At 61.4% G+C, this 26218-nt stretch carries 19 protein-coding genes; 9 read left to right on the top strand and 10 right to left on the bottom strand.

The genetic code is table 11. The features are described from left to right. The first annotated feature begins 5 nt into the window (after window positions 1-5). Window positions 6-2852: a translation initiation factor IF-2 gene (gene infB, locus NQ491_RS09555; protein WP_026089630.1), complete on the top strand. Its 2847-nt coding sequence runs from the start codon at window positions 6-8 to the stop codon at window positions 2850-2852. 766 nt (window positions 2853-3618) lie between these two features. Here infB and tsaD read toward each other — a convergent pair. After that, window positions 3619-4641, bottom strand: coding sequence for a tRNA (adenosine(37)-N6)-threonylcarbamoyltransferase complex transferase subunit TsaD (tsaD, locus tag NQ491_RS09560; protein WP_019245791.1), 1023 nt, complete (start codon window positions 4639-4641; stop codon window positions 3619-3621). A gap of 116 nt (window positions 4642-4757) precedes the next feature. Here tsaD and NQ491_RS09565 point away from each other — a divergent pair, with 116 nt between their 5' ends. The 7 genes from NQ491_RS09565 (at window position 4758) to NQ491_RS09595 (ending at window position 16141) form a co-directional block, all read left to right on the top strand. Then, entirely contained in the window at window positions 4758-9320 is a 4563-nt protein-coding gene (locus NQ491_RS09565) for a translocation/assembly module TamB domain-containing protein (RefSeq protein ID WP_157365666.1), read from the top strand. Between the two features lie 144 nt (window positions 9321-9464). Further along, window positions 9465-10148, top strand: a complete 684-nt coding sequence (locus tag NQ491_RS09570) for a MotA/TolQ/ExbB proton channel family protein (RefSeq protein ID WP_019245789.1) — start codon at window positions 9465-9467, stop codon at window positions 10146-10148. A 34-nt stretch (window positions 10149-10182) separates the two neighbouring features. Next, a complete protein-coding gene (locus NQ491_RS09575; protein WP_019245788.1) occupies window positions 10183-10575 on the top strand; it encodes an ExbD/TolR family protein in 393 nt (130 codons plus the stop codon). A 7-nt stretch (window positions 10576-10582) separates the two neighbouring features. Continuing rightward, complete coding sequence (locus NQ491_RS09580; RefSeq protein ID WP_019245787.1) at window positions 10583-11401, top strand: TonB family protein; 819 nt, start codon at window positions 10583-10585, stop codon at window positions 11399-11401. A 132-nt stretch (window positions 11402-11533) separates the two neighbouring features. Further along, window positions 11534-11911: a DUF1573 domain-containing protein gene (locus tag NQ491_RS09585; protein ID WP_019245786.1), complete on the top strand. Its 378-nt coding sequence runs from the start codon at window positions 11534-11536 to the stop codon at window positions 11909-11911. Window positions 11912-11998: 87 nt separating this feature from the next. Then, window positions 11999-13324, top strand: coding sequence for an amidohydrolase (locus NQ491_RS09590; protein WP_026089629.1), 1326 nt, complete (start codon window positions 11999-12001; stop codon window positions 13322-13324). An 867-nt stretch (window positions 13325-14191) separates the two neighbouring features. Further along, window positions 14192-16141 (top strand): glucosidase family protein, encoded by a 1950-nt coding sequence (locus NQ491_RS09595; RefSeq protein WP_019245783.1) that lies wholly within the window; start codon window positions 14192-14194, stop codon window positions 16139-16141. 206 nt (window positions 16142-16347) lie between these two features. Here NQ491_RS09595 and meaB read toward each other — a convergent pair whose 3' ends face one another. After that, window positions 16348-17448 carry a methylmalonyl Co-A mutase-associated GTPase MeaB gene (gene meaB / locus NQ491_RS09600; protein WP_026089628.1) on the bottom strand — a complete coding sequence of 367 codons (1101 nt, stop codon included), beginning with the start codon at window positions 17446-17448 and terminating at the stop codon, window positions 16348-16350. A 634-nt stretch (window positions 17449-18082) separates the two neighbouring features. Between meaB and NQ491_RS09605 the strand changes: the two genes are divergently transcribed. Next, entirely contained in the window at window positions 18083-19372 is a 1290-nt protein-coding gene (locus NQ491_RS09605; protein WP_019245781.1) for an MATE family efflux transporter, read from the top strand. Between the two features lie 285 nt (window positions 19373-19657). Here NQ491_RS09605 and NQ491_RS09610 read toward each other — a convergent pair whose 3' ends face one another. From NQ491_RS09610 to hisC, 8 genes are all read right to left on the bottom strand, one after another. Continuing rightward, on the bottom strand, window positions 19658-20623 hold the full coding sequence (locus tag NQ491_RS09610; RefSeq protein WP_026089627.1) for a DUF6563 family protein: 966 nt from the start codon (window positions 20621-20623) through the stop codon (window positions 19658-19660). 110 nt (window positions 20624-20733) lie between these two features. Further along, window positions 20734-21192: a ribose 5-phosphate isomerase B gene (rpiB, locus tag NQ491_RS09615; protein WP_019245780.1), complete on the bottom strand. Its 459-nt coding sequence runs from the start codon at window positions 21190-21192 to the stop codon at window positions 20734-20736. Between the two features lie 69 nt (window positions 21193-21261). Then, entirely contained in the window at window positions 21262-21864 is a 603-nt protein-coding gene (gene hisIE, locus NQ491_RS09620; protein WP_019245779.1) for a bifunctional phosphoribosyl-AMP cyclohydrolase/phosphoribosyl-ATP diphosphatase HisIE, read from the bottom strand. After that, a complete protein-coding gene (hisF, locus tag NQ491_RS09625) occupies window positions 21861-22616 on the bottom strand; it encodes an imidazole glycerol phosphate synthase subunit HisF (protein WP_019245778.1) in 756 nt (251 codons plus the stop codon). Before hisF ends, hisIE begins: the two co-directional genes overlap by 4 nt. A gap of 140 nt (window positions 22617-22756) precedes the next feature. Continuing rightward, entirely contained in the window at window positions 22757-23491 is a 735-nt protein-coding gene (gene hisA, locus NQ491_RS09630; protein ID WP_019245777.1) for a 1-(5-phosphoribosyl)-5-[(5-phosphoribosylamino)methylideneamino]imidazole-4-carboxamide isomerase, read from the bottom strand. Continuing rightward, a complete protein-coding gene (gene hisH / locus NQ491_RS09635) occupies window positions 23488-24069 on the bottom strand; it encodes an imidazole glycerol phosphate synthase subunit HisH (protein ID WP_019245776.1) in 582 nt (193 codons plus the stop codon). The genes hisA and hisH overlap by 4 nt, the downstream gene beginning before the upstream one ends. Continuing rightward, window positions 24066-25190, bottom strand: coding sequence for a bifunctional histidinol-phosphatase/imidazoleglycerol-phosphate dehydratase HisB (hisB, locus tag NQ491_RS09640; RefSeq protein WP_019245775.1), 1125 nt, complete (start codon window positions 25188-25190; stop codon window positions 24066-24068). The genes hisH and hisB overlap by 4 nt, the downstream gene beginning before the upstream one ends. Next, entirely contained in the window at window positions 25187-26215 is a 1029-nt protein-coding gene (hisC, locus tag NQ491_RS09645) for a histidinol-phosphate transaminase (protein WP_390620796.1), read from the bottom strand. Before hisC ends, hisB begins: the two co-directional genes overlap by 4 nt. Between the last annotated feature and the right edge of the window lie 3 nt (window positions 26216-26218).

The following is a 26218-nucleotide window of genomic DNA, read 5'->3' on the forward strand; positions in this document are numbered from 1 at the left end:
GAAATATGCCAAATGCAAGAAGACTGAGACTCCATCAGGTTGCAAGAGAGTTGAAAGTAGGACAGACGACGATCATCGAGTTTCTGGAGAAGAAGGGTGTCAAAGTGGAAAACTCGCCCAGCTCGATCATCGAGCCGGCGGTCTATGCCATTCTGGACAAGGAGTTCGGAGGAAACAAGAACATCGAGAAAGTGAATATCCGCGAGAAGATCGCCCTGAAGCACGAGGCGGTTTCGCTGGGTACTCGTAAGGGATCGGACGGGGCGTCCGAAGAGGAGTCGGGCTTCAAGAGCGAGGTATTTGTCAAAAGCGGTGTTATCAGCGTCAAGGACGAAGTGGCGGCGATGAGCACGCCGAAGATTTTGGGCAAGATCGATCTGTCGGGCGGCCGCTCGGGGCGTTCGTCGTCGTCGGAGAAAAAACCTGAGTCTCCGAAAAAGCCTGCTGCCGCTCCTGAAATATCAGCGTCTTCCGCCCCGGCGGCCGATGTCAAGCCGGTCGAGCCGTCGCAGCCGGTCCGGCAGCCGGTCGTCGTTGCCGAGCAGCCGGCTCCGTCGCCTCGGCCCGAGAAGATGGTGACGGCTCCGGTCGTGGTGCAGAGCCAGACTTATGACGAGCGGGTCGCAGCCGATCAGAGCAACTTGTTCCGGCCGGAAGAGGGAGCCCGCCTGTCGGGTCCCAAGGTGCTCGGCAAGATCGACGTGCAGTCTTTCGAGAAAAAGAAAGGGGAGGACGGCCATCGCCGGCGCGAGAAGCGCAAGCGCATTACTAAGGATAAGGTCGATATAACTCAGAAGCAGAATCAGACGGCTACGGCCCGGCCCGACGGTCGTCCGAAGTCTCAGGGAGGCGGCCCGTATTCGTCGCAGGGCGGCTCCCAGCACGGTCCGAAATCCGGGCTGCGCGACAGGAAAAAGGGCAAGTCCGTGAAACCGGTCGTCAAGACGGAGATCAGCGACGAAGAGGTACAGAAGCAGATCAAGGACACGTTGGCCCGGCTGACGTCGAAAGGCTCGAAGTTCAAGACGGCCAAGCATCGCCGCGACAAGCGCGAGGCCGTGTCGGCCCGCCTGAGCGAGGAGATGGAGCGTCAGGAACAGGAGAAGAACGTGTTGAAAGTGACCGAATTCGTTACGGTCAGCGAGCTGGCGACGATGATGGACGTGTCGGTGACCGACGTCATAACGGCCTGCATGAATCTCGGACTGATGGTGTCGATCAACCAGCGGCTCGACGCCGAGGCTTTGGTCGTCGTGGCCGAGGAGTTCGGGTTCAAGGTCGAGTTCGTGGCCGTCGAGATACAGGAGGCGATCGACACCGAGGAGGACAGCGAGGAGGACCTCGTGCCGCGTCCTCCGGTGGTGGCCGTGATGGGACACGTCGACCACGGCAAGACCTCGCTGCTCGACAATATACGCAACGCCAACGTGATCGCCGGGGAGGCCGGCGGAATCACGCAGCATATCGGCGCTTACAGCGTGAAGCTCGACGACGGGCGGCGTATCACGTTCCTCGATACGCCGGGCCACGAGGCTTTCACGGCCATGCGTGCTCGCGGAGCGAAAGTGACCGACGTGGCGATCATCATCGTTGCGGCCGATGACAATGTGATGCCGCAGACCGTCGAGGCGATCAACCATGCCACCGCCGCCGGCGTGCCGATGGTATTCGCGATCAACAAGATCGACAAGCCGGGGGCCAATCCCGAAAAAATCAAGGAGGAGCTTTCCGCAATGAACTATCTGGTCGAGGACTGGGGCGGCAAGTACCAGTCGCAGGAGATTTCGGCCAAGAAGGGTATCAATCTCGACAAGCTGCTCGACAAGGTGCTGCTCGAGGCCGAATTCCTCGACCTGAAGGCCAACCCGAACCGCAAGGCGCAGGGCGTCGTCATCGAGTCGACGCTCGACAAGGGGCGCGGCTACGTGGCTACGGTGCTCGTGCAGAACGGAACGCTGCGCGTCGGCGACGTGATGCTTTCGGGCGTCTACACGGGCAAGGTCAAAGCGATGTTCAACGAGCGGGGTACGCGCGTGACGGAGGCTCCGCCTTCGACGCCCGTGCTGGTGCTGGGGCTGAACGGCGCGCCGCAGGCCGGCGATACGTTCAATGTCATGGACGACGAGCGTTCGGCCCGCGACATTGCGAGCAAGCGCGAGCAGCTGCAGCGCATGCAAGGATTGCGTACGCAGAAGCATATTACGCTTGATGAAATCGGCCGGCGTATCGCGATCGGCAACTTCAAGGAGCTGAATATCATTATCAAGGGCGACGTAGACGGCTCGATCGAGGCGATGGCCGACTCGTTGATCAAACTGTCGAAGGACGAGGTTCAGGTCAACGTGATTCACAAAGCGGTCGGCCCGATCTCCGAATCGGACGTGTTGCTGGCCGCTGCCAGCAATGCGGTGATCGTCGGATTCCAGGTCCGTCCGTCGGCAGCCGCCCGCAAGCTGGCCGAGAAGGAGGAGATCGAGATTCGCCTCTATTCGATCATTTACGATGCGATCAACGACATCAAGGACGCTATCGAGGGCATGCTCGCGCCGGTGATGAAAGAGGAGATCGTCTGCTCGGTCGAGGTCATGGAGACGTTCAAGATCACGAAGGTCGGCACGGTGGCCGGCTGTCTGGTCCGCGAAGGCAAGATCACGCGCAATACGAATATCCGCGTGATCCGCGACGGCATCGTCGTCTATACGGGCAAGCTCGGGTCGCTCAAGCGTTTCAAGGACGACGTGAAGGAGGTGACGACCGGTCTGGAATGCGGTCTGAACATCGAGAACTACAACGATGTCCGCGTGGGCGACATTATCGAGGGCTACGAGCAGGTCGAGGTGAAACGCAAGTAGACGCACGCTCGGAGAGATATCTTTCCGTTACGGTTATTCCGCCGGCTTTTGTCAGAAAGCCGGCGGAATTTTTTCCTGTTTCGCCGGAAAGACTGTCCCGCCTTCATTCGCAAGGGGCCGGCAAGAGATCGGCGGATTTCCTGCGCGAGGCCGACCGCGGCTTGTGTTGCGGATACCGTACCCTTTTCAGAAGCTTGAATCGGGAGCCGAAAACCGGTCTCGTTCCGTTGCCAAGATTCGGGAGAATTTCCTGTGCGGAATCGCTGCGGCTTATGTCCGATGCCGTATTCTGTCGAAGGGCTTGGACTGAGCGGGGAGGCTTCATTGCCAAGATTCGGGAGAATTTCCTGCGCGGAATCGCTGCGGCTTATGTCCGATGCCGTATTCTGTCGAAGGGCTTGGACTGAGCGGGGAGGCTTCATTGCCAAGATTCGGAAGAATTTCCTGCGCGGAATCGCTGCGGCTTATGTCCGATGCCGTATTCTGTCGAAGGGCTTGGACTGAGCGGGGAGGCTTCATTGCCAAGATTCGGGAGAATTTCCTGTGCGGAATCGCTGCGGCTTATGCCCGATGCCGTATTCTGTCGCAGGAATTGGACCGTATGGTCGAGGGTCCGTCCTGATTTTGCGGGAAGGTTTTCTGCGTTCACGCTATACGCGGCGCACGATATCGATAAACGAAAACACCGCCCGCGTCCGGCTCTCGTTCGGCGGAAGGATGAATTCCGGTTTCGGTTCGGGACCGGTCATGGGGAAAGCGAAGGACGTTACATCCGGCTGATGCGGGCGACGGGCGAGATGTCCATCGGAGCGAATTCGCCTCGCTGATACTTGAAATAGCCGGTTACGGCGATCATTGCCGCATTGTCGGTCGTGAACCGGAACTCGGGCAGGAACGTCCGCCAGCCCCGCTTGCGGCCCTCTTCCGCGATCGCTTCGCGCAGTCCCGAGTTGGCCGAAACGCCTCCGGCGATCGCTATGTCGCGGATATCGTACTGCTTGGCCGCCTTCGTGAGCTTGGCGAGCAGAATGTCGATGATCGTCGCTTGCAGCGAAGCGCACAGGTTTGCTTTGTTGTCGTCGATGAAACGCGGGTCTTCGTGCATCCGGTCGCGCAGGAAGTAGAGGAACGACGTTTTCAGCCCGCTGAAGCTGTAGTTGAATCCGTCGACCGACGGTTTGGCGAACTTGAACCGCTTCGGGTCGCCTTCCTTGGCCAGTCGGTCGATCACCGGGCCGCCGGGGTAGGGAAGGCCCATGAGCTTGGCGCACTTGTCGAACGCTTCGCCGGCCGCGTCGTCGATCGTCGTGCCGACGATCTCCATGTCGAGGTAGTCCTTGACGAGCACGATCTGGGAGTGGCCGCCCGACACGAGCAGGCACAGGAACGGGAACCGGGGATGCGGCAGGTCGCGGTCGGGCAGGTCGATGAAGTGCGAGCAGATATGTCCTTGCAGGTGGTTGATCTCCATCATCGGCACGTCGAGCGACAGGGCCAGCCCTTTGGCGAACGAGACGCCTACGAGCAGCGAGCCGAGCAGACCGGGACCGCGCGTGAAGGCGATGCCGTCCAGGTCGGACATGCCGATGCCCGCTTCGCGGATCGCCCGATCGACGACCGGAATGATATTCTGTTGGTGCGCGCGCGAGGCCAACTCGGGGATTACGCCTCCGTACTGCCGGTGAACTTCCTGACTGGCAATGACGTTCGACAGCAGCCGTCCGCCCCGGATCACGGCGGCCGACGTATCGTCGCAAGAGGATTCGATTCCCAAGATCGTTATGTCCATTTCGGCTTTATTATTTGTCCGATTTTTACTAAACTTGTACCTTCGCGGCGGCACGGCCGTTTCCGGAACTCCGTCCCGGAAGCGTTGCGGGTCTTATGCCTCGGAAGGTGCGATCGATGGGCAAAGTTATAAAAATAATACGATCTTTCATCTCGGCGGCGATTCTTGCGCTGATCGTTCTGCCTGTGGCGTTGTCGCTGCTGCTCTATTTGCCTTGGATACAGGATTTCGCGCGCCGCGCTGCCGCCGGTTTTCTGAGCGACAAGTTGCAGACGGTCGTCTCGGTCGACAAGCTGCATCTGAAGCTGTTCAGCCGGGTGACGCTCGACGGCTTCTATGTGCAGGATTACCATGGCGACACGCTGTTGTACGCGGGGCGGATCGTTGTGCCCCTGCAAAGCCTGAATGTCTTTACCGGGGCCGTGACGCTCGGCCATGTGGGCCTCGAGGACGTCCGTTTCGATCTGATGCAGGACAGCACCCGGACGAGCAATCTGAGACAGATATTGCAGAGAATCAAGCGCAAGGAGAAACGGGAAAAGAAAAGAAAATTCCGGCTTCATGCCGCCGGCGTAACGATCCGGGACATGGATTTCCGGCATCGCAAGTTCGATGTGAAGCCTCGCGAGTACGGCGTCAATTTCACGGATCTGGACGTGCGCCGCTTCAGTCTGAAGGTCCGCGACGTTTCGGTCGAGGGAGACAGCGTCGCTTTGGCGATCGACTCGCTGACGCTGCGCGAACGCTGCGGTCTGCATATCCGCAACCTTTCGACGCCGGCGTTCGGCATTTCGGGAACGGGCATGCGCTTCGACGATCTGCGGCTGACCACCGACGAGTCGGACGTGCGGATGGCCTATCTCTATTTCGACTACGACACGTGGAAAGGGTATAAGGATTTCCTGAACGACGTCCGCATACGCTCCGAATTCAGCCGCTCGACGGTCAGTTTCCGTACCATCGCCTATTTCGCTCAGGGACTGCGGCGCTGGCAGACGGTGCTGCGCGATGCCTCGGGCTCCGTCGACGGGCCGGTATCCGCAATGAAAGGCCGTATCGGCCGAGCGACCGCACGCAGCACGACGCTGAGCCTTCGTTTCGGAATCGACGGATTGCCCGAGGTGGCCGAGACGCGCTTTTCGTTCGACGTTTCGTCGCTACATACCGATGCGGCCGATATCGAGTACTTCGTGCAGGACATAGCGGGACGCTCGCTGGGGAAAAGCCTGCCGCTCGTCGAGCGGATGGGGCGGATCGCCTTTTCGGGCCATTTCGACGGGCTGTTCAGCGATTTCCGAGCCGACGGCCGCTTGCGGACCGATGCGGGCGAGGCTTCGGTCGATTTCGACATCCGCCCGGTCGAGGGCGGCGCGACCGGTTTCCAAGGTCGGCTGGGTACCGCCGATTTCGGCGTCGGGCGATTGCTCGAGGCTTCCAAGCTGGGCCGGGTGTCGCTCTCGGCCGACGTGAGCGGACAATTCGGACAGAGTTTCCGGATGAATGCCCGCGCCCGGGTTCCGAAACTCGAGTTCAACGATTACGCCTATCGGGACATTGCGCTGGACGGCTGTTTCGAAAACCGGCGGTTTACCGGGAAAATCGCGTCGGACGATCCGAACATGACGTTCGATTTCGACGGCGATCTCGATTTCAACGGCGAGCAGCCCGTCTATCATTTCGACCTGAATCTGGTCAACGCCGATCTGCACGAGCTGCATTTCAACCGGCGCGACACGGTGTCGCGGGTGCGCTGCGGACTGCATGCGCAGGCATCGGGCACTTCGCTCGACAACATCAACGGGGAAGCCGAGATTTTCGACATGACCTACGTCAACCAGCTCGATACGGTCCGGACGGGTCGTATCCGTTTGCTTGCCGAGAACGGAAGCGACCGCAAGCTGATCGGGCTGTACTCGCCTTTCGCCGACGCCGAGCTGCGGGGCAAGCTCAGCTACGAGAACATGTTCTCGTATTTCAGCAACACGCTGCGTTCCTATCTGCCTTCGCTCTCGGAGCGGCCCCGGACGGCCGAGGATTCGGTTCCTTCCGTAGCCGGGGCCTCGCGTATCGACAGTTACTACCTGCTCGACGTGAACGTGAAGCGCGCGAACAACGTGGCGGGTATTTTCTCTCCGGGGCTCAGGCTCGCTCAGGGGACCAAGCTGGTCTTCCTGTTCAATCCCGAGAGCGATGTCTTCTCGCTGACGCTCGACTCGGAGCTGATCGAGAACGAGCGGTTTTTCGTATCCGACCTCAAGGCCTCCTGCCGCAATCAGGGCGATTCGATTTCGCTTTTCGTGACGGCCGCCGACCTGTTCGCCAAGGGAATGTACATGCCCGATTTTTCGGTGATCGGCGGAGCTAAGGAGAACCGGATCAACCTGGCCGCGCGGTTCAACAACTCCGACAACGGGACCTATGCCCTGCTCGGTACGACCTCCACGCTCGGCCGGGACCCGCAAAGCGGCGTTCCTCAGGTGCGCGTCCGTTTCAATCCCTCGTCTTTCACGACCAACGGGCGGACCTGGAGAATCTGGGCCCGGCAGATCGTTTTCGACTCCACGCGGATCGACGTCGACCGGTTCAGCATCTCCAGCGGACAGCAGCGGCTGTCCGTCGACGGCGTGGCCTCGCGTAGCGATCGGGATACGCTGCGCTTGCAGTTGCACCGGTTCGACCTGAAACCGTTCTCCCGCTTCGCCGAGCGTCAGGGCTACGCTTTCGAGGGCGTGACCAACGGCTCGGCCGAGCTGATATCGGCCTATGGAGGCGGAGTGCTCCGCGCCGGCATTGATTTCGACAGCGTGCGCGTCAACGGAGTTCCGTTAGTCGACAGCCGCTTCGAGAGCCGGTGGGACTTGCAGTCTCGCCGGGCGCTTTTCAGGCTGATCGACCGTGCGGCCGACAGCTCGATCGTCGAAGGATTCTATGCGCCCGCCGACAAGCGTCTGGAGGCCGACGTGCATCTGCGCAGGATCGATCTTTCGCTGCTCGATCCGGTGCTCAAAGGCGTATTGCGCGAAACGCAGGGCATGGCCGATGCTTCGCTGCGGCTTACCAATCCCGGCGGGAAGCTGACCCTCGACGGGACGATCGGCGTCGGGACGTTCCGCTCGACGGTCGATTACACGAACGTTCCCTATACGATGTCGGACGCCGTGATCGATGTCCGCCGGAACACGATGACGCTGCGACCTACCGAGCTGTACGGGCCGTCGGGCGGCCGGGCCGGATTCGACATGAGCTTCAGTTTTGCCAATCCGCGCAACCTGAGCTACGAGGTGCATGTGCGGCCCGACCGCACGCTCGTACTGAACACGACCCCTCGGCAGAACGAGTTGTTTTACGGGAGCGTCTACGCTACCGGTAGCGCGACGATCCGCGGGAACAAGAACGGCGTGAGCATGGACATCGTTGCGGCCTCGGCCGAGAATACCCGCTTTTTCCTGCCGCTGGGCAACGGCGGGTCCGATATCTCGGCAGCCGACTTCATCGTTTTTGAGGATCCGGCCAAGCGGGCTGCCGACGACAGCCTTCGGAGCGTTTCGCGCCGGAGACAGTTCCTTTCGCGCCGGATGGGCCGCGAGAGTTTTCGGTCGGATATGGACATCAAGATGGCGCTCGACATCCGGCCGAACGCCGAGATGCAGCTGACGCTCGATCAGGCCGGCGACAACGTGCTGCGCGGGCGCGGCAACGGAACGCTGAACCTGCATGTCAATCCGGTGGACAAGGAGTTTACGATCTATGGCGACTACGATATTACGGAGGGAAGCTATCGTTTCTCGCTTCAGAATTTCGCCACGCGCAACTTTCTGATTCAGGAGGGAAGCAACATTCAGTGGACGGGCGATCCGGCCGACGCGTTGGTGAACATCACCGCCGTGTACAAACTGAAGGCATCGCTGGCTCCGCTGCTCAGCGGGAGCGGAGGAGGGCAGAACCTGCGGCGCAACGTGCCCGTGGAGTGTATTATCCGGCTGTCGGACCGGCTCACGCAGCCTACGCTGACGTTCGACGTCAGCGTGCCGAACACCGATCCCGAAACCCAGTCGCTCGTGCGGAACGCGATGAACACGCAGGAGATGATGTCGACCCAGTTCCTTTGGCTGCTCGCCACGCAGAGCTTCTATGCCGACAATTCGGGTACGAGCCAGAACCTCAATATCGGCGCGATGGGCGCGACCGTGACGGGCATCGAGTTCCTGTCGACCCAACTGAGCAATCTGCTCTCGACGGATCGTTTCCGGCTGGCGCCGAAGTTCCGGCCCAAGAGCGAGGAGACGTCCGACGAGTTCGGCACGGAGTTCTACGGCGAGCTGATCAAGGACCGGCTGATCGTCGAGGGCGACGTCAGCTACGATACGGGCAACGGCATGCCGATGAACAACCGGACGGCCAACAGCCTGACCGGCGACGTGACGCTCAGTCTGTTGCTCGACGAAGCCGGCAATCTGAAAGTCAAGGCTTTCACGAGGACGATCGACCGGTTCGACGAAAATCAGGGCCTGCAGGAGAGCGGTTTGGGAATTTCTTACCGGCAAAGCTTCGACAACTTCGGCGATCTGATCCGGAACATCAAGGACCGCCGGCAGCGCCGGCGTCTGTCGCGCGAGCTGCGGCAGGCCGAGCGTAAGGCTGCGGCCGATAGTCTGAAGGTAGCGGCGGACGGGAAATAAAAATGTCCACAAATCGCCGGTCCGCGATGCGATTTCGATGAAAAAGCGTATTTTTGTGATTCGGCAGCGGCGGTATGTGTATGTGGGCGTTGCCGGGCCCGCGAAGGGAATGACCGGAAAACTAAAAAACTCTTTATTGAAGATATGATGATCCTGTTGCAAGCAACCGAAGCGGTGGCGGTGGCCGCCGAGCAGGCTCCGAAGACGATGGGGCTGGGCGAACTCTTTCTGGCCGGCGGATTTCTGATGTGGCCTCTGCTGATTCTGGGCGGCGTGGCCGTTTTCATCTTTTTCGAGCGCTTTTGGGCGATCCGCAAGGCTTCGGCCGTCGATATGAATTTCATGAACCGGATTCGGGAGCATATCTGCGAGGGACGGATCGGAGCCGCCGTACAGCTCTGCCGCCAGACCAATACGCCGATCGCCCACATGATCGAGAAAGGAATCGGCCGCATCGGTCGCCCGCTCAGCGACGTGCAGAGCTCGATCGAAAACGTCGCCAACCTCGAGGTGTCGAAGCTCGAGACGGGACTTCCGATTTTGGCGACGATCGCCGGCGGCGCGCCGATGATCGGATTTCTGGGTACGGTGGTCGGTATGGTGCAAGCGTTCATGAATATGTCGCAGGCGGGCGGAACGGTCGACATGACGGTGCTGGCGAGCGGCATGTACGTCGCGATGGTGACGACCGTCGGCGGTCTGGTCGTCGGCGTGCCGGCCTATTTCGGCTACAACTACCTGGTGGCGCGCATCGAGAAGCTCGTGTTCCAGATGGAGGCCAACTCGATCGCTTTCATGGATATTCTGAACCAGCCCATCGAGCAGTAGTCGCCTGATTGATAACGGATAAAAACGCAAGACTATGGCTATCAAAAGGGGGTCGAAAGTAGAGGTCGGATTCAGCGCCTCGTCGATGACGGACCTGATCTTCCTGCTGCTGCTCTTCATGATGCTCTCGACCACGCTGATCAACCCCAATGCGGTGAAGCTGACCTTGCCCAAGAGCTCGAACCAGATCAAGGACAAGGCTGCGACCTCCGTCTCCATTACGGCCGATCTGACCTATTATCTGGAGACCGAGCCGATCGCTTTCGACAAGCTGGAGGCGGCTCTGCAGACGCGTCTGCAAGGGCAGGAAGACCCGGTCATCTCGCTGCATACCGACGAGACGGTCCCGTTCGGAGAGGTCATCAAGGTGATGAACATCGCCATGCGGAACAAGTACAAGATATTTGCGGCCACGAGGCCCGAATAGAAGGCATATGATCGACTTTCAGCAAGAGGACCGCACGCAGCAGCGTGTCATCGGCGCGGCGGCGACGTTCGCCTACGCGGCGCTGGTGCTGCTCCTGCTGTTGCTCGTTCGCTTCACGCTGGCCGAGCCGCCCGATACGGGCGAGGGGCTGATGATCAATTTCGGCAACGTGACCGAAGCTGCGCCCGGCGAGGATCTGGCGATGAACGACGAGGCGGCCGACGCTCCGCAGCAGACGCAGGCACCTTCGGAGGCTCAGCCCGACGAGCAGGAGCAGATGACGCAGCAGACCGACGAGGACGTGCCCGTGGTGAAAGAGGAAAAGAAGCCGGAGAAGAAACCGAAAAAGGAACAGGTGCAGGCCAAGCCCCAGCCGAAGCCTCAGCAGCCGGCCGAGAAGCCGCGCGAGGTGAATCGCAAGGCGCTTTTCCCCGGTCGGACCGAGGGCAGCTCTTCGCGCAGCGAAGGCACCGGAACCGGGACGGGCAATCAGGGCGATCTGGCCGGAACGCCGGAAGGCAGTCACGAGGGGACCGGAACGGGAACGGACGGCAATTCGGCCAGTCTTTCGGGCCGTTCGCTGGTCGGCGGTCTGCCGAGTCCCGACTACCGTGCGAAGGATCAGGGACGCGTCGTGATCGAGATCGTCGTCGATCAGCAGGGACGGGTTACCTCGGCCGCCTACCGGGCCAAGGGATCCACGACGCAAAACAACGTACTCGTCAACGCGGCGCTGAGAGCCGCGAGGGGCGCGCGGTTCAATGTGGACGAAAGCGCGCCGTTGTCGCAGACCGGTACGATCACCTATAATTTCCGGATGCAATAAATCCTTGCCGGCGTAAGGGCCCCCCCGATTGCGGAGGGACCGTTTTTGCGGAATCCGCCCGGAGAGCGGCAGGGGGGACGTCCGGTTCTGTCGTCTGTCGGTTCGTTCGCCGAATTTTCGATACCAAATCCTATGAGACGTTTTCTGCTTCTTATTTCGCTCGCGCTCGCTGCCGGAACGCTCGGCGGACAGCCGTCCCTGAAGTTTTTGAAAAAATCGGTCGATTTGGGACCGGCCGATCCGAAAGGCGCGCCGGTCGCAGAGTCGGTCGCTTTCGTCAATGCGGGCGACGAGCCGTTGGTCGTGTTGAAAGTGGCCAAGTCTTGCGAATGCGTGCAGGCGAAATTCTCCAAGAGGCCCGTCATGCCCGGCGACACGGCCGTGCTGACCGTTACGTTCAATCCGCGCGGACAGCAATCGGGCGACTACCTGAGAGCCTTGAAGGTATACGCCAATACGCCGGAAAAAATGCACATTTTGACGGTGCAAGGCTCGGTCGGGACGAAGTAGCGCGGAGCGGGTTTTGCTCTTGCGCATGACCGGTTCTTCTCCCCTCGTGTCGGCGGGAGGGAGGCCTCTATCTTATATGGGAAAGATATGGACATACTGATAAGGAATGCGTTGATTTTGCCTATGACGGCTTCGGCAAACGATCCCCGGAAATTTTTCAGGGGATCGGTCGCCATTTCCGGAGGCCGCATATCGTCGGTTCTTCCGGCGACTCCGGACAATGGGTCCGATGATCGGGGAACGGAGTCGGAGAACCGCTCGCGGCGCGTGATCGACGCCGGAGGGAAGTTGCTGATGCCGGGCCTGATCAATTTGCACAACCATGTGGCGATGTCGCTGATGCGGAACTATGCCGACGACCTGCCGCTGATGGAGTGGCTCGCCGACAGGGTCTGGCCGTTCGAGGCGAAGCTGACGGGCGACGACGTCTACCTGGGAGCCCGCCTCGGGATCGCCGAGATGCTGTTGGGCGGGACGACGACTTTCGTCGATATGTACTGGCATGCCGACCGCGTGGCCGAGGCCGTGCTCGAGAGCGGTATGCGGGCTGTCGTGTGCCCGGCCTTTATCGATACGAACTACGAAGCGTTCGAGCGGGAGACCGTCCGTCTGGTCGAACGCTATGCCGGGGCGGACGGGGGGCGCCTCGGCGTGCGCATCGCGCCGCACGCTCCCTATACGTGCTCGCCGGAATCCGTTCGCAAGGCTTTGTCCTTATGTGAAAGATACGGCTTGGGCATTCATGTCCATCTGAGCGAGACGCGTTCCGAGACCGAGACGATTCGGCAGCGCTACGACAAGACCCCGACCGAGTACCTGCGCGACCTGGGCGTTTTCGACTATCCGACGCTGGCCGTGCACTGCGTGCACCTGACCGAGGAGGATATGGACATCCTGCTTCGCTACGGGGTGTCGGTCGCATATAATCCGCAGAGCAACATGAAGCTTGCCAGCGGGATCGCTCCGGTCGCGCGGATGATCGGGCGCGGCCTGACGGTCGGCATCGGAACCGACGGCCCCTGCTCGAACAACGACCTCGATATGTGGGACGAGATGCGCACGGCCTCGCTGTTGCAGAAAGTCGCTACCGGCGATGCGAGCGTGTTGCCGGCATACGAGACGCTGCGCATGGCGACCGTCGGCGGAGCGTGCGCGGTCGGCATGGAGGGCGAGTTGGGCGTTGTCGCGCCGGGAGCCCGGGCCGACCTGATTCTGGTCGACATGGGCGGGCCGCATTGGGCGCCGGGTAACGATCCGATAGCCGGTCTGGTGTACAACGCCAAATCGACCGATGTCGATACCGTGCTTGTCGACGGGAGAATTCTGGTCGAGCGCGGAGAGCTGATCGGGACGGATACGGTGGCACTGGTGCGGGAGGCATGCCGCCGCGTCGAACGGATCGAGAGGCGGTAAAAGCTGTCGAAAAGGCGTGTCGTCGTCGGCGCTTCCGATTCATGTATTTTGCCCCGATCGTATGCTTTATCGTACCGGTTTTCGAGTTTCCGGTTTCTCCGTATGAAATCGCTTCCGTCGGAAGAAACTTCGCGGTAGAGACTGGATCGGATATGCAACCTGTGACCGCAAGCCGCGACTGGCGGAATATAGAAACTCCGGGTGCGGCACCTTGATACATCGAAGCAATCATTGTCTGCTTTGCTGTACCGACCGTCGAATTTTCAGCGCTTTCGGTTTCATGGCGTGAAATTCTTTTCGCCGGAAAGGCGACTCGGTGTCGGGTGTGCGGCCGCGGGCCGCAGGTCAATTCCGGACGCGAACGCCGATGAGCGGCTATCTCGTATCAGGACGGCACGGCTCGGAGGCAGAGAGGTCGGACGGTTCCGGAAAATGGTCGGAAGCGGTCTGTATGGTTCGTATGGGATTGTTCGCGCGGGCGTGTCCGAAAAGACGGTCGTACGGATGCGCGATCGGACTCGGATCGCTCTTGCGGATCGCGGGATGTCTGCCGTTTCGCATCCGGAGCGCATACCGTTGCGGCGCTTCCTGTCCGTGCGATGAAACCCGGGAGGAAGTCCGGCATCGGCCGGCCGGGTGCCTCCCGCCGGACTTTTCCGTCCGGACTCACCCGCTCGGACCTTTTCTCCGGACGCACCCCTTCGTACCTTTCCCTCCTACTCGTTAGGCGGTCGTTTTGTATCCGGTTCTCGAGGAGCATTGCGATTCCGAAGACGAATCCTTGCCGCGGCTTTCCCTTTTGTCCGTTTTTTTCGTATATTCGCCTGAAGGACAATCATTCCTACTGCTGACCTAAATTTCGATACGATGAAACTTTTCCGACATCTGCTGCCGGTCTGCCTGCTCTTGTTGGGACAGGCGGCTGCGGTAGCCTCCGGCGACGCTTCCGGCAATGCGGACGTTCCGGGCATTCATGCGATCGGCAACGGCGAACTGTGCGTTTACGGTCGCGGCGCCGACATCCTGCAAATTTTCGGACCGCCCTATTCTTCCCCCTCCCTGCTTACGCTGAGCCTGTGCGACGGACTGCAGGTAGCCTCGGAGCGCGAGGCCGGCTCTTCCGTATGGAATCACCGGCTTCGGGACGGTCATGGGATTGCGGGCCGGCATACCGATTTCGTCGCGGACGGCAGTCCGGTATTCGTGCGGCTTTTCCGGCAGAAGCGGCCGGTCCGCTACCGGCTCGGGGTCGAGCTGGAGGAACGCTACCGTCCTTTCGAGGAGAGCCTGAGCTGCGCGGAGGACGGACTTCCCGTCTCGTGGACCGACGCGCGGAGCGTCTTTCGCGTCGATCTGAGGGCCGGCGTTCCGTTCTACAGTACGTACCGAAGTCCTGCGGGCTATTGCTACCGGCTCGTGACTACCGGAACGGTCCGTTTGGAGCGGTCCGGGGAGAACGGACGTGAGCTGACGTTGACCGCCTCGCCGGGCGAGGGCGCGCTGTACGTGATCGCCGCCCGCTCCCGGGAAGAACTCGACCGAGAGACGGCCCGGGTCGCCTCCGTTTCCGGGCTTGCCTTGTTGAAGACGGCATCCCGGTCCGCAAGCCGGCCGAATGTCACGGCATCGGCTCTGTCGGGCGAACGGCGGCGCGAGTTTCTGCAGGCCGTCGACGACGCGGCCGCACTGATCCGCAGCCAGCAGTCGTCCGAAGGCTCCGTACTGGCCGGCATCATCTATCATATGGGCTACGTCCGCGACCAGTACGGCGTTTCGCGGGCGCTGCTCGCGCTGGGCGAGTGGGAGCGCGCGCGGATGATACTCGACTTCTACTGGCGGGTGTGGCAGCGCAGCGGCCTGATCCATAACGCTCAGGCGATCGGCTACCCCGGCATTTTCCACCGGCACGAGAATGACGAGACGGAGATTACGGGCTATCTGGTCGTGCAGGCGTTCGACTACTATCGCAAGACGCGCGATACGGCTTTCCTGCGCGAAATCATGCCGATGCTCGAGTGGGCGACCGAGGCCCAGCAGCGGAATCTGATCGACGGTATGCTGCCGTTCAACGGCGACGAAACCTATATCGCCGGGGGCGTGGTTCCCCGTCAGGTGATGTATCACGGCTCGGCCGAGGCGACCCTGCTGTTCGTCGAGGGAAGCCGCCGGCTGATCCGCTTCGTCCGCGAGCAGGGGCTGTGGAGCGCTGCACGGATCGGAGCCTTGGAGCGCGACGCGGACGAGTGCAGCGAGCGGTTCCGCGATAATTTCTGCCGCGACGGGCATCTGTACGTTAACAATCCCCGGCGGGAACGGAAAGTCGCCTATCCGCCGACCCGGCCCGGCGTCTGCCTGTATCCCGGGCATTTCGACTATTTTCCCGAGACGTACCATTTCAAGGGATGCCTCTATTTTTGCAAAGATTGCATGACCAAGGACCATGCGGCCGTCGAGCTTCCCGAACCGGAACTTTTCAGCATCCCGTCGGCCAATCTGTTTCCCGTTTATATCGGCTCGGAACTTTTCTCGGAGAGCGAGAAGCGGGCGTTTTTGGACGATGTGATCGCGTTGTACGAACGAACCGGGAAAATTTCCGGACAGGATCGCATACTGGGCTACGACTTCGGCATGTTCCTCTATGCGTTGTGCGAGACGGGACATCCGTTGCGGGATGAGGTATACGACCGGATGATGAGCCTGCGCGACGGTGCTGGAGCATGGGTCGAGTATTATGTCGACGGCCGGCCGAGCGGTTGCGGCTGCCGTCCGTGGGAGAGCGGCATCAATATCGAGGCGGCGATCCGTTATGCCCGATAACGCGGAGGTGGCTGTCCCCGGTTTCGGGCAATGTACGCTTCGTCGGTTCCGGTTTACGGCAAGCGCCGGAAACCGGGCCGGTCTTCGGACCCGCTTTCCCGTCCGGTCTGCGGCTTTTCAACGGAGAACCGCGGACATTCGGAACGGAATCGATGTATCGGAACGTGCGGTCGTGGCGGCGAGCTGCAGTCCGGCCGGTTTGTCCCTTATTTCCGGATGTCTTCGAAATAGCTGTTGAGCAGCTCGCGGGCCGCTACGAACGAGCTTTTTTTGTCCGACAGCACCAGTTCCTCGTATCGGGCGATCCGCGATTCGACGGCCTCGTTGCGATAGAAACTCTCTCGCAGCGCCTCGTGGATCGTCTCGTACATCCAGTATTTGGCTTGCCGGTGGCGGTTGCGCTGGTAGTAGCCGTTGCCGCGCGTGAATTTCAGAAAGTCCTCGATGCCGCTCCAGATTTCCCTCAGTCCCGTTTTCTCGACGGCGGAGCAGGTGTATACTTTCGGACGCCAGCCCGAATCGGGCATCGGGAACAGGTTCAGCGCGTTCGCAAAGTGGCTTTTGGCCACTTCGGCCCGTTGCACGTTGTTGCCGTCGGCCTTGTTGATCGCGATCATGTCGGCCATCTCCATGATGCCGCGCTTGATGCCCTGCAGCTCGTCGCCGGCTCCGGCGATCTGCAGCAGCAGGAACAGGTCGACCATCGAGTGGACGGCTGTCTCGGACTGGCCCACGCCGACCGTTTCGATGAAGATCACGTCGAATCCGGCCGCTTCGCACAGGATGACGCTCTCGCGCGTTTTGCGCGCCACGCCGCCGAGCGATCCGGCCGAGGGCGAGGGCCGGATGAATACTTTCGGGTTGTGCACGAGCGTTTCCATGCGGGTCTTGTCGCCGAGGATCGAGCCCTTGCTGCGTTCCGAGCTCGGGTCGATCGCCAGTACCGACAGCTTGTGCCCGAGACCGGTGACCATGTCGCCGATCGCCTCGATGAACGTCGACTTGCCCGCGCCCGGCACGCCGGTGATGCCGATGCGCACCGAACCGCCCGAATAGGGCAGGCAACGCTCGATGATCTCCTGAGCCTGAGCGTAGTGTTCCGGCAACAGGCTTTCGACCAGCGTGATCGCTTGGGACAGGACCGTGATGTTACCCGAGCGGATGCCCTCCATGTACTGGTCGGTCGTCATTCGCTGCCGCCTTACTTTGCGGAAATGGGGATTGACGATCGGCGGTTGTTCGATTCCCTTGTTGACCGCCAGCGCGCTGTCATGCTCGCGGCCGTGTATCTCTTCGTAGTGTTCCATGGAAGTGTTGCGCTTGTCGTTACGAAGATACCGCTTTTTCCCGGAATTCGGTGCGCGGCTTCCGATTAATTCGTCCGCCGGTTGCGGAACGAGGCGTCCGTCCGGCGGTCCATGACGCATGTCTTTTCGGTGCGCGGCGCGTGTTCCGGACCGGTCGGGTCTGGGCGCCGCGTGTCCGGCCGTCGTTCGTCGATTACGGTATCTTCGTCGGGCGATTATATGCTTCAATGTACCAAAGTTCTCGCATCCGGAGTTTCCATATCCGTCAGCCGTGGCTTGCGGTCTCGTATTGCGTCCCTACCATGAAGTCCTTTTCGTCAAGCGATTTCATGCGGAGAAACCGGAAACTCGAAAACCGTTACATAAAATATATGATCGGGCTTCGTTGTATCGTTCGCTTCTGCCATGTATTCTTGCAAGGGATGCCCGAGCGGAGCGGTCGGTCCCGGCGTGATTCGGACGGGTTTTCGCAGCCCGGACAATCCAACGAGCCTCGCGGCGGAGCCCGATCGGGATCGCTCGCTTTCTGTCCGGCCGCCCGTTCCGTGCCGGAGCGCGGCAACCGAAGGCGTGCTTTTCGATCGGGCGTTGCGCTCCGGTGGACGAATGACGAAAATGTGATACCTTTGCCTCCATGAACCGCAAGATACTCTCTCTGGCCATTCCGAATATCGTGTCGAACATCACGATTCCGCTGCTGGGCATGGTCGATATGGCCATCGTCGGGCATCTGGGCGACGATGCGCTGATCGGAGGGATCGGCATCGGTACGTCGGTCTTCAACTTCATCTACTGGAACTTCGCGTTCCTGCGCATGGGAACGAGCGGTTTGACCGCGCAGTCGTACGGGGCCCGGAATTTCCCGGAGATTACGGCCGTGCTGGTCCGCGCGCTGAGCGTCTCTCTGCTGGCGGCCGTGCTGCTGATCCTCTTTCGGGAGCCTGTCGGACGGTTGGCCTTCCGGATGATGGACGGCACGCCGCATACGATGGACTATGCGGCCGAGTATTTCTATGCGCGGATCTGGGCCGCTCCGGCGACCGTTTCGCTGTTCGCGTTTCAGGGATGGTTCATCGGCATGCAGAACTCGCGCTTCCCGATGTATATTTCGATCGCGATCAATCTGGTCAATATACTCTGCTGTCTGTGGTTCGCGCTCGGGCTGGGGTGGGGTATCGCGGGCGTCGCGTGGGGAACCGTCGTCGCGCAGTATACGGGGCTGCTGCTGTCGGTAGCGCTCTGGCTGCGCTACTACCGCCGTTTCGGCCGCTACGTCGATCTGCGCGACAGCCTGAGGCTCCGGCCGATGACGGCTTTCTTCCGGATCAACGGCGATATTTTCCTGCGAACGGCCTGCATCGTGATCGTCTACACGTTCTTCACGGCCGCTTCGTCGGGCATGGGCGACACGCTGCTGGCCGTCAATATGCTGCTGATGCAGCTTTTCACGCTGTTTTCCTATCTGATGGACGGATTCGCCTATGCCGGCGAGGCATTGGCGGGAAGGTATGTCGGAGCGCGCAACGCGCCGATGCTGCGCCGGTGCGTCCGGGCTTTGCTCGTATGGGGAGCGGCGGTTGCCGCGCTTTATGTCGGCCTGTATGCGGCGGGATGGCGGAGCGTGCTCTCGCTCTTTACCGACAGTCGGGAGATTCTGGTCGGAGCTGGCGATTACGTGGCCTGGCTGATCGTGATTCCTTTGGTGGCTTTTGCGCCTTTTTTGATCGACGGCGTGCTGATCGGTGCCACGCGCACGGCCGTGATGCGCAATTCGGTCTTTCTGTCGACCGTCGGTTTTTTCGCCGCTTATTACGGATTGAGGGACGTGGCCGGAAACGATGCGCTGTGGTTCGCTTTCCTGCTGTTTCTGGTGCTTCGCGGCGTATTTCAGTATTTTATGACGAACCGGTTGCGGATCGTGTGACGGGTTTTCTCTCCCGGTCCCGATGCCGCGTGGCCGTCACGGTATCGGTTGCCGGGACGGTCCGGTCGCCGGGGATGCGGCGGAGGCGGGACGAGTGTCTTTCGGGGCGGGAGTTCGTTCCCGTCGGTTGCGCGCCGAGCATCTGCCGGACCGCAGCGGAAAGAGATTGCGGAAAGCGTTTCGGAAAGAATCCTTTGTCGTTTCCCGAACGGACCCGTCGGACCTGCATCCGGACCGGAGCGGTCCGTTGCCCGACTCCTTTCAACGGGAATGAGCTTTCACGGATTACTGGACCGGGACTTGTACCGGAATCTTGACCTGCACCTTGTTCGGATCGTCCATCGTAGCCGGGACCTGCGCCGGAGCCGGCTGGCTGGCTTCGCCGGAGTCTGTCGTTTCGGTCGGAGAAACCGTTTCGCCTTTGTCGGAACGGTTCGTCGAATCGACGGCCGGAGCAGCGGCCGCCTGCGCGACCGAATCGGCTGCGGCGCGTTCGGCCTCGGCACGGGCTTTCGCCTCGGCTTCGGCCGCCTGCTGCTCGGCCTGCTTGGCTTTCAGTTTTTCCTGCTCGTCGGCGGTGTTGAGCGCTTCGGCGAAATCGCGGAACGCGTAGACCGACAGCATTTCGATCTTGACCAGTCCGAACTGGCTTTTCAGTTCGGGATATTTCTGCGAGAAGCTGTACAGCAATTCGGTGGTGAGGCATCGGCACTGCCCGGTTTCGGTGTCGTAGATCACGGGAATGCGCGTCGAGAGCCTGTCGACGGCGCCTTTGACCGCTCCGCCGATCAGGCCGCCGATCTTCGGGATCGAACCTCCGGTCTTGACGGCCGGAGCCTGCGAGTAGTCGCCCAGAATGCTCTTGTATTTCGGGTTCAGCGGGATGGCGATGTTCAGGTACAGATAGCGCTTGCCTGTCCCGTATTCGGCCTTGGCGTACCAGTCGAGTCCCGAGAACGGCTTGCAGTTCAGATAGACCGTGTCTTTGTAGACGATGCCCCACAGACTGTCGGTCAGGTAGTCCTTGTCCATGGCCTCGTTGCATTCGATCTTGTAGTCGTTGCCCGGGCTCACTTTCATCAGGGCCGCCGACCGCTTGTCGGCATAGTAGATGCGGCTTCCGTCGGGATTGTTCGTACGGTAGTCGTACAGCGTCGGGTATCCGTTGGGCGTTTTTTTCTTGATTTGGGCGTGCAGCCTGCCGGAAGTCGCGGCGGCGAGAAAAATCAGCAGCGTGAAGACGTATTTCATAACCTGTCCGAATTTTGGGACAAATGTAGCGATAATTTCGCAACGGTGCGCGACGAAAAAAGCGCCCGCCGGAGCGGGCGCTTGGAATCATACGTTTGGGGTCGGATCGGCTACTTCCCGCATCCGCATCCCGAAACCGGGATCTTGTCGATCCGGCGCTGGTGCCGGCCGCCCTCGAACTCGGTCGAGAGGAAGGTGTCGACGATCCTGATCGCCGTGTCGCGGTCGATGAAGCGGGCGGGCATGGAGCATACGTTCGCGTCGTTGTGCTTGCGCGCGAGCGACGCGATTTCGGGCTCCCAGCAGATCGCCGCGCGGATACCCTGATGCTTGTTCAGCGTGATCGTGATGCCGTTGGCGCTGCCACACATCGCGATGCCGCGCGGAAGCTCTCCCTTTTCGATCGCCTCGGCCAGCGGGTGCGCGTAGTCGGGGTAGTCGCAGCTCTCCTCGCTGTGGCAGCCGAAATCGTGCACGTCGTAGCCTTTCGAGTCGAGGTAGCCGATGATGAATTCCTTGAGCTGGTAGCCGGCGTGGTCGCTGGCGATACCGATTTTCTTATCGTCCATGTCGTTCGTTGTTAGCTGAATGGTTTGAATACGGTCCTAAAGGTAGCAAAATATCCGCATTTTGCGTGCCTATTTGTGCCTTTTGGCCAGTTCCTCCTCCAGATCGGCGATCGACAGGCCCTGATTCTCGAGCAGCACGAGCAGGTGGTAGATCAGGTCCGATGCCTCGTAAACCAGATCGGGATTGTTGTTCGCAACGGCCTCAATGACGGTCTCGACGGCTTCCTCGCCCACCTTTTGCGCGATTTTGGCCGCTCCTTTCGTAAAGAGCTTCGTCGTGTACGAACCCTCGGGCATGTCGCGGTGACGTTGCCGGATCACCGACTGCAGCAGCCCGATGAAGCCCTCGTTCTCGCGGCCGCCGAAGCAGGTCTTGCTTCCCGTGTGGCAGACCGGGCCTGCCGGAACGACGCGGATCAGTAGCGTATCCGCATCGCAGTCCTTTGCGATGCTTTTGACATGCAGATAGTTGCCGCTCGTTTCGCCTTTGGTCCACAGCCGGCCTTTCGTGCGGCTGAAGAATGTGACGCGGCCTTCGGCCACCGTTTTGTCGAATGCCTCTTCGTTGAGGTAGCCCAGCATCAGGACCTGACGCGTGTCGTCGTCCTGAATGATGGCGGGAACCAGTCCCTCGCAGCTCTTGGCTGTGTTCAGTTCGCTGAATTTTATCATAATCTGACGGTTATATGCTGTTCGTACAATTGTCGCTTAAGTGATGGAATGGGTATTTCGCCGTAGTGGAAAATGCTGGCTGCCAGCGCGGCATCGGCTTTGCCGAGTGTCAGCACATCGGCGATGTGCCGCACCGATCCGGCCCCGCCCGAGGCGATAACGGGAATCGACAACCGCTCCGACAGCCGGGCGTAGGTGTCGCACGGGTAGCCGTTTTTCGTCCCGTCGTGGTCCATCGACGTGAACAGAATCTCGCCCGCTCCGCGCCGTTGCGCCTCGGCGGCCCAGGAGAAAAGCTCCCGGTCGGTGAGCCGGCGGCCGCCGTGCGTCGTTACGCGCCACCGGCCGTCAGCCTGCTTGGCGTCGATCGCGACGACGACGAACTGGCTGCCGTATTTCGAGGCGATGTCGCTGATGAGCTCCGGATTGCGCACGGCGGCGCTGTTGACCGTCACCTTGTCGGCTCCGGCGGCGAGCAGTCGTCCCGCGTCCTCGACCGATGCGATGCCGCCGCCGACGGTGAACGGAATATTGATCCGCTCAGCGATGCGGGTGACCAGCTCGGCGAATGTGCGCCGGCCCTCCTGCGTCGCGCTGATGTCGAGGTAGACCAGCTCGTCGGCTCCCTGTTCGGCGTAGCGTCGCCCCAGTTCGACCGGGTCGCCCACGTCCTTCAGACCGAGAAAGTTGATCCCCTTGACGGTTTGTCCGTCCTTGATGTCGAGGCAGGGTATGATGCGTTTGGCTAACACGTTTCTGTCGTTTTATTCGGGTTATCTCGTTCCGGACCGGATTTTCCGATACCGGAGGGTTTCGTTTCGGGCGCGGCCTCCTGCCGTTACGCTTTCGGTCGGGTGGCCGACGGCGGAGTTCGGGTATTGCGCCCCTTGCTTTACCGCTCGGCCGCGCCGTAATGCGTTTCCAGCCGGTCGAAGCCGATCCGGCCCTCGTAAATCGCCTTGCCGACGACGACGCACGGCACGCCCGCTCGGTCGAGCTCTTCGATGTCGTCCCACGAACTGATGCCGCCGCTGGCGGTCAGTTCGATCCGGGGAAAACGTTCGAGCAGTTTCCGGTACAGGTCGACCGACGGGCCCGACAGCATGCCGTCTTTGGCGATGTCGGTGCAGATTACTTGCCGCAGGCCGCTGTCTGCGAACCGTCCGATCAGTTCCTCGACTCCGATTGCGGAGGCTTCCTGCCAGCCGTTGACGGCGACGCGGCCGTCGCGGGTGTCCGCCCCGAGCACGATCCGCTCCGGGCCGAACTCGGTCAGCCACTGTCGCAGCAGGTCCGGCCGGGCGACGGCGATGCTTCCGCAGATCGCTCGCGAAGCCCCCGAGCCGAACACGTCGCGCAGCGCCTCGGTGCTTTTGATGCCGCCGCCGTATTGCACTTCGAGCGAGGTGCGTGCGGCGATCCGCTCCAGCACGCCGAGATTGGCCGGACGGGAGGCTTTCGCCCCGTCCAGATCGACCAGGTGCAGACGTCCTGCGCCGCACTCCTCGTACCGCAGGGCGGCGTCGAGCGGATCTTTGTAATAGGTGGTCTTCCGGTCGTAGTCGCCCTGTGTGAGCCGGACGCACTGGCCTCCGATCAGGTCGATGGCGGGAATGACTTCGATCATAGTCTCAAAAAGTTTTGCAGGATGCGCTCGCCGACCGAAGCGCTCTTTTCCGGGTGAAACTGCGTTCCGAAGAAGTTGTCGCGCCGGATCGCGGCGCTGAACGTCTCTCCGTAGGTCGTCCGGGCGATCGTGTCGGCGTTCGTCTGCGGCGCGTAGGAGTGGACGTAGTAGACGTATGCGCCTTCGTCGAGGCCGTCGAACAGCGGCCCGCGCAGGTCTTCGATACTGTCCCAGCCCATGTGGGGCACTTTCAGCCCTTCGGTCCGGAGTCTGCGGACCTCGTTGTCGAAAATGCCGAGGCATTCGGTGTCGCCCTCTTCGCTGCGGCGGCACAGCAGCTGCACGCCGATGCAGATGCCCAGCACGGGGCATTTCAACGAGCGGATCACGTCCGGAAGTCCGCGCTCGCGTAGCTTGGCCATCGCGCTGGAAGCCTCGCCGACGCCCGGAAGCAGGACCCGTTCGGCCGCTCGAATCGCGGCCGGGTCGGCCGTAATCCGGTATTCGGCTCCCAGCCGTCCGAGGGCGTTGGCCACCGAACGGAGGTTGCCCGTGTCGTAGTCGATGATCGTAATCATAGCGTTCCTTTGCTGCTCGGCAGCTCGAAATGAAAGTTGTCGCGCGCGATGGCGGTGCGCAGCGCGCGCGCGAATGCCTTGAATATCGCTTCGATCTTGTGGTGCTCGTTCTCCCCTTCGGCCTCGACGTACAGGTTGCAGCGGGCCGATTCGGCGAGGCTCTTGAAGAAGTGGCGGAACATTTCGGTCGGCACGTCGCCGACGTACTCGCGAGAGAAGCGGGCGTTCCAGACCAGCTCGATGCGTCCGCCGAAGTCGAGCAGCACGGCGGCCCGGCACTCGTCCATCGGCAGGCAGAAGCCGTAGCGGCCGATGCCGAGCTTCGATCCGAGCGCTCGGCGGATCGCCTCTCCGAGCGCGATGGCCGTGTCCTCGATCGTATGGTGCTCGTCAACCTGCAGGTCTCCCCGGACCTGCAGGTCGAGCGATATGCCGGCGTGATGCACGATCTGGTCGAGCATGTGGTCGAAAAACTTCAGTCCGGTGTCGATCCTCGACGTCGAACTGCCGTCCAGATCGAGGCGGACCCGGATGTCGGTCTCCCGCGTGCGTCGCTCGACGACGGCCGTGCGCTCTCCGGCGCGCAGGAACTGCCATATCCGGTCCCAGTCGTCGGTAATCAGCGCGCAGACGTCCGACAGACCGCTCTGCTCGGCCATGCTCCGTCCCTGCTCCGTCTCGCGCAACAGGATCGCCCTCGCGCCGAGGTTGCGCGCCAGCTCGACGTCCGTCAGCCGGTCGCCGATCACGTAGGAGCCTTTCAGGTCGTACCCGCCCGCGAGGTACCGGCCGAACATTCCCGTGCCGGGTTTGCGCGTCGGGGCGTTCTGCTCGGGCAGCGTGCGGTCGATCAGGACGTCGTCGAAATGTACGCCTTCGCCCTCGAGTGTCTTGATAATCAGGTTCTGAACGGGCCAGAACGTCTCCTCGGGAAACGATTCGGTGCCGAGGCCGTCCTGATTCGTGGCCATGACCAGTTCGAAGCCGAGCGTCGCGATGCGGCTCATCGAGCCGATGGCCTTCGGGACGAACTCGAGCTTGCCGAACGAGTCGAGCTGGTAGTCGACGGGCGGCTCCACGACCAGCGTACCGTCGCGGTCTATGAAAAGGACGCGTTTCATGCGGTTTCGTTTTTCAGCGTTTCGATCAGCCGGTCGTTCTGGGCGGGCGTGCCGATCGTGATGCGCAGACAGCCCTCGCAGCCCGCGACGCGCGAGCGGTCGCGTACGATGATTCCCTCGCCGATCAGCCGCTCGTACACGCCCCTCGGATCGTCGAACCGGGCGAGCAGGAAATTGGCTTGCGACGGGTAAATCTTCCGGACCGCAGGCAGCGTGCGCAACGCCTCGGCCACCCGCTCGCGCTCCGAGACGATCTCGGCTACCTGACCGTCGATGCTTGTCTCCAGCCGTTCGAGCACGGCCCGCTGCGTGATGACGTTGATGTTGTACGGGTATTTCACGCGGCTCAGCGTTTCGACGATCTCTTCCTGAGCGAATGCGAGCCCGAGCCGCAGCCCGGCCATGCCCCACGCCTTGGAGAGCGTCTGCAAGATAATCAAATTCGGGAAGCGGTCCAACTCGCCGAGCAGGCCCGGCGTGTCGGCGAAATCGATATAGGCCTCGTCGAGCACGACGATGCCGGGGAACGTGCGGACGATGCGCTCGATCTGCGCGCGCGGGAAGCAGTTGCCCGTCGGGTTGTTCGGCGAACAGAGCAGCAGCAGCCGCGTATCGCCGTCCGTCGCCGCGAGCAGCTTCCGCTCGTCGAGCGAGAAGTCGGGCTCGAGCGGAACCTCGCGCATCGGCACGTCGTTGATCGCGGCGGCCACCTTGTACATGCCGTAAGTCGGCGCGATCGACACGGCGTTGTGCAGTCTCGGTTCGCAGAAAATGCGGAATGCGAGATCGATCGGCTCGTCCGATCCGTTGCCGACGAATATTTTCTCCGGGGCGACGCCCTTGATTTCCGACAGGCGCCGCTTAAGCTCGCGCTGCCGGGGATCGGGATAGCGGTTGCAGCCGTTGTCGTAGGGGTTCTCGTTCGCGTCGAGGAAGATGCCGAGTTCGCCTCGGTACTCGTCGCGGGCCGTCGAGTAGGGGGCCAGCGAACGGATGTTCGGGCGATAGAGTTCGCGTATGTCCATATC

It is taken from the genome of Alistipes ihumii AP11 (genome assembly GCF_025144665.1).
In the GTDB taxonomy this organism is placed as follows: Bacteria; Bacteroidota; Bacteroidia; order Bacteroidales; family Rikenellaceae; genus Alistipes_A; species Alistipes_A ihumii.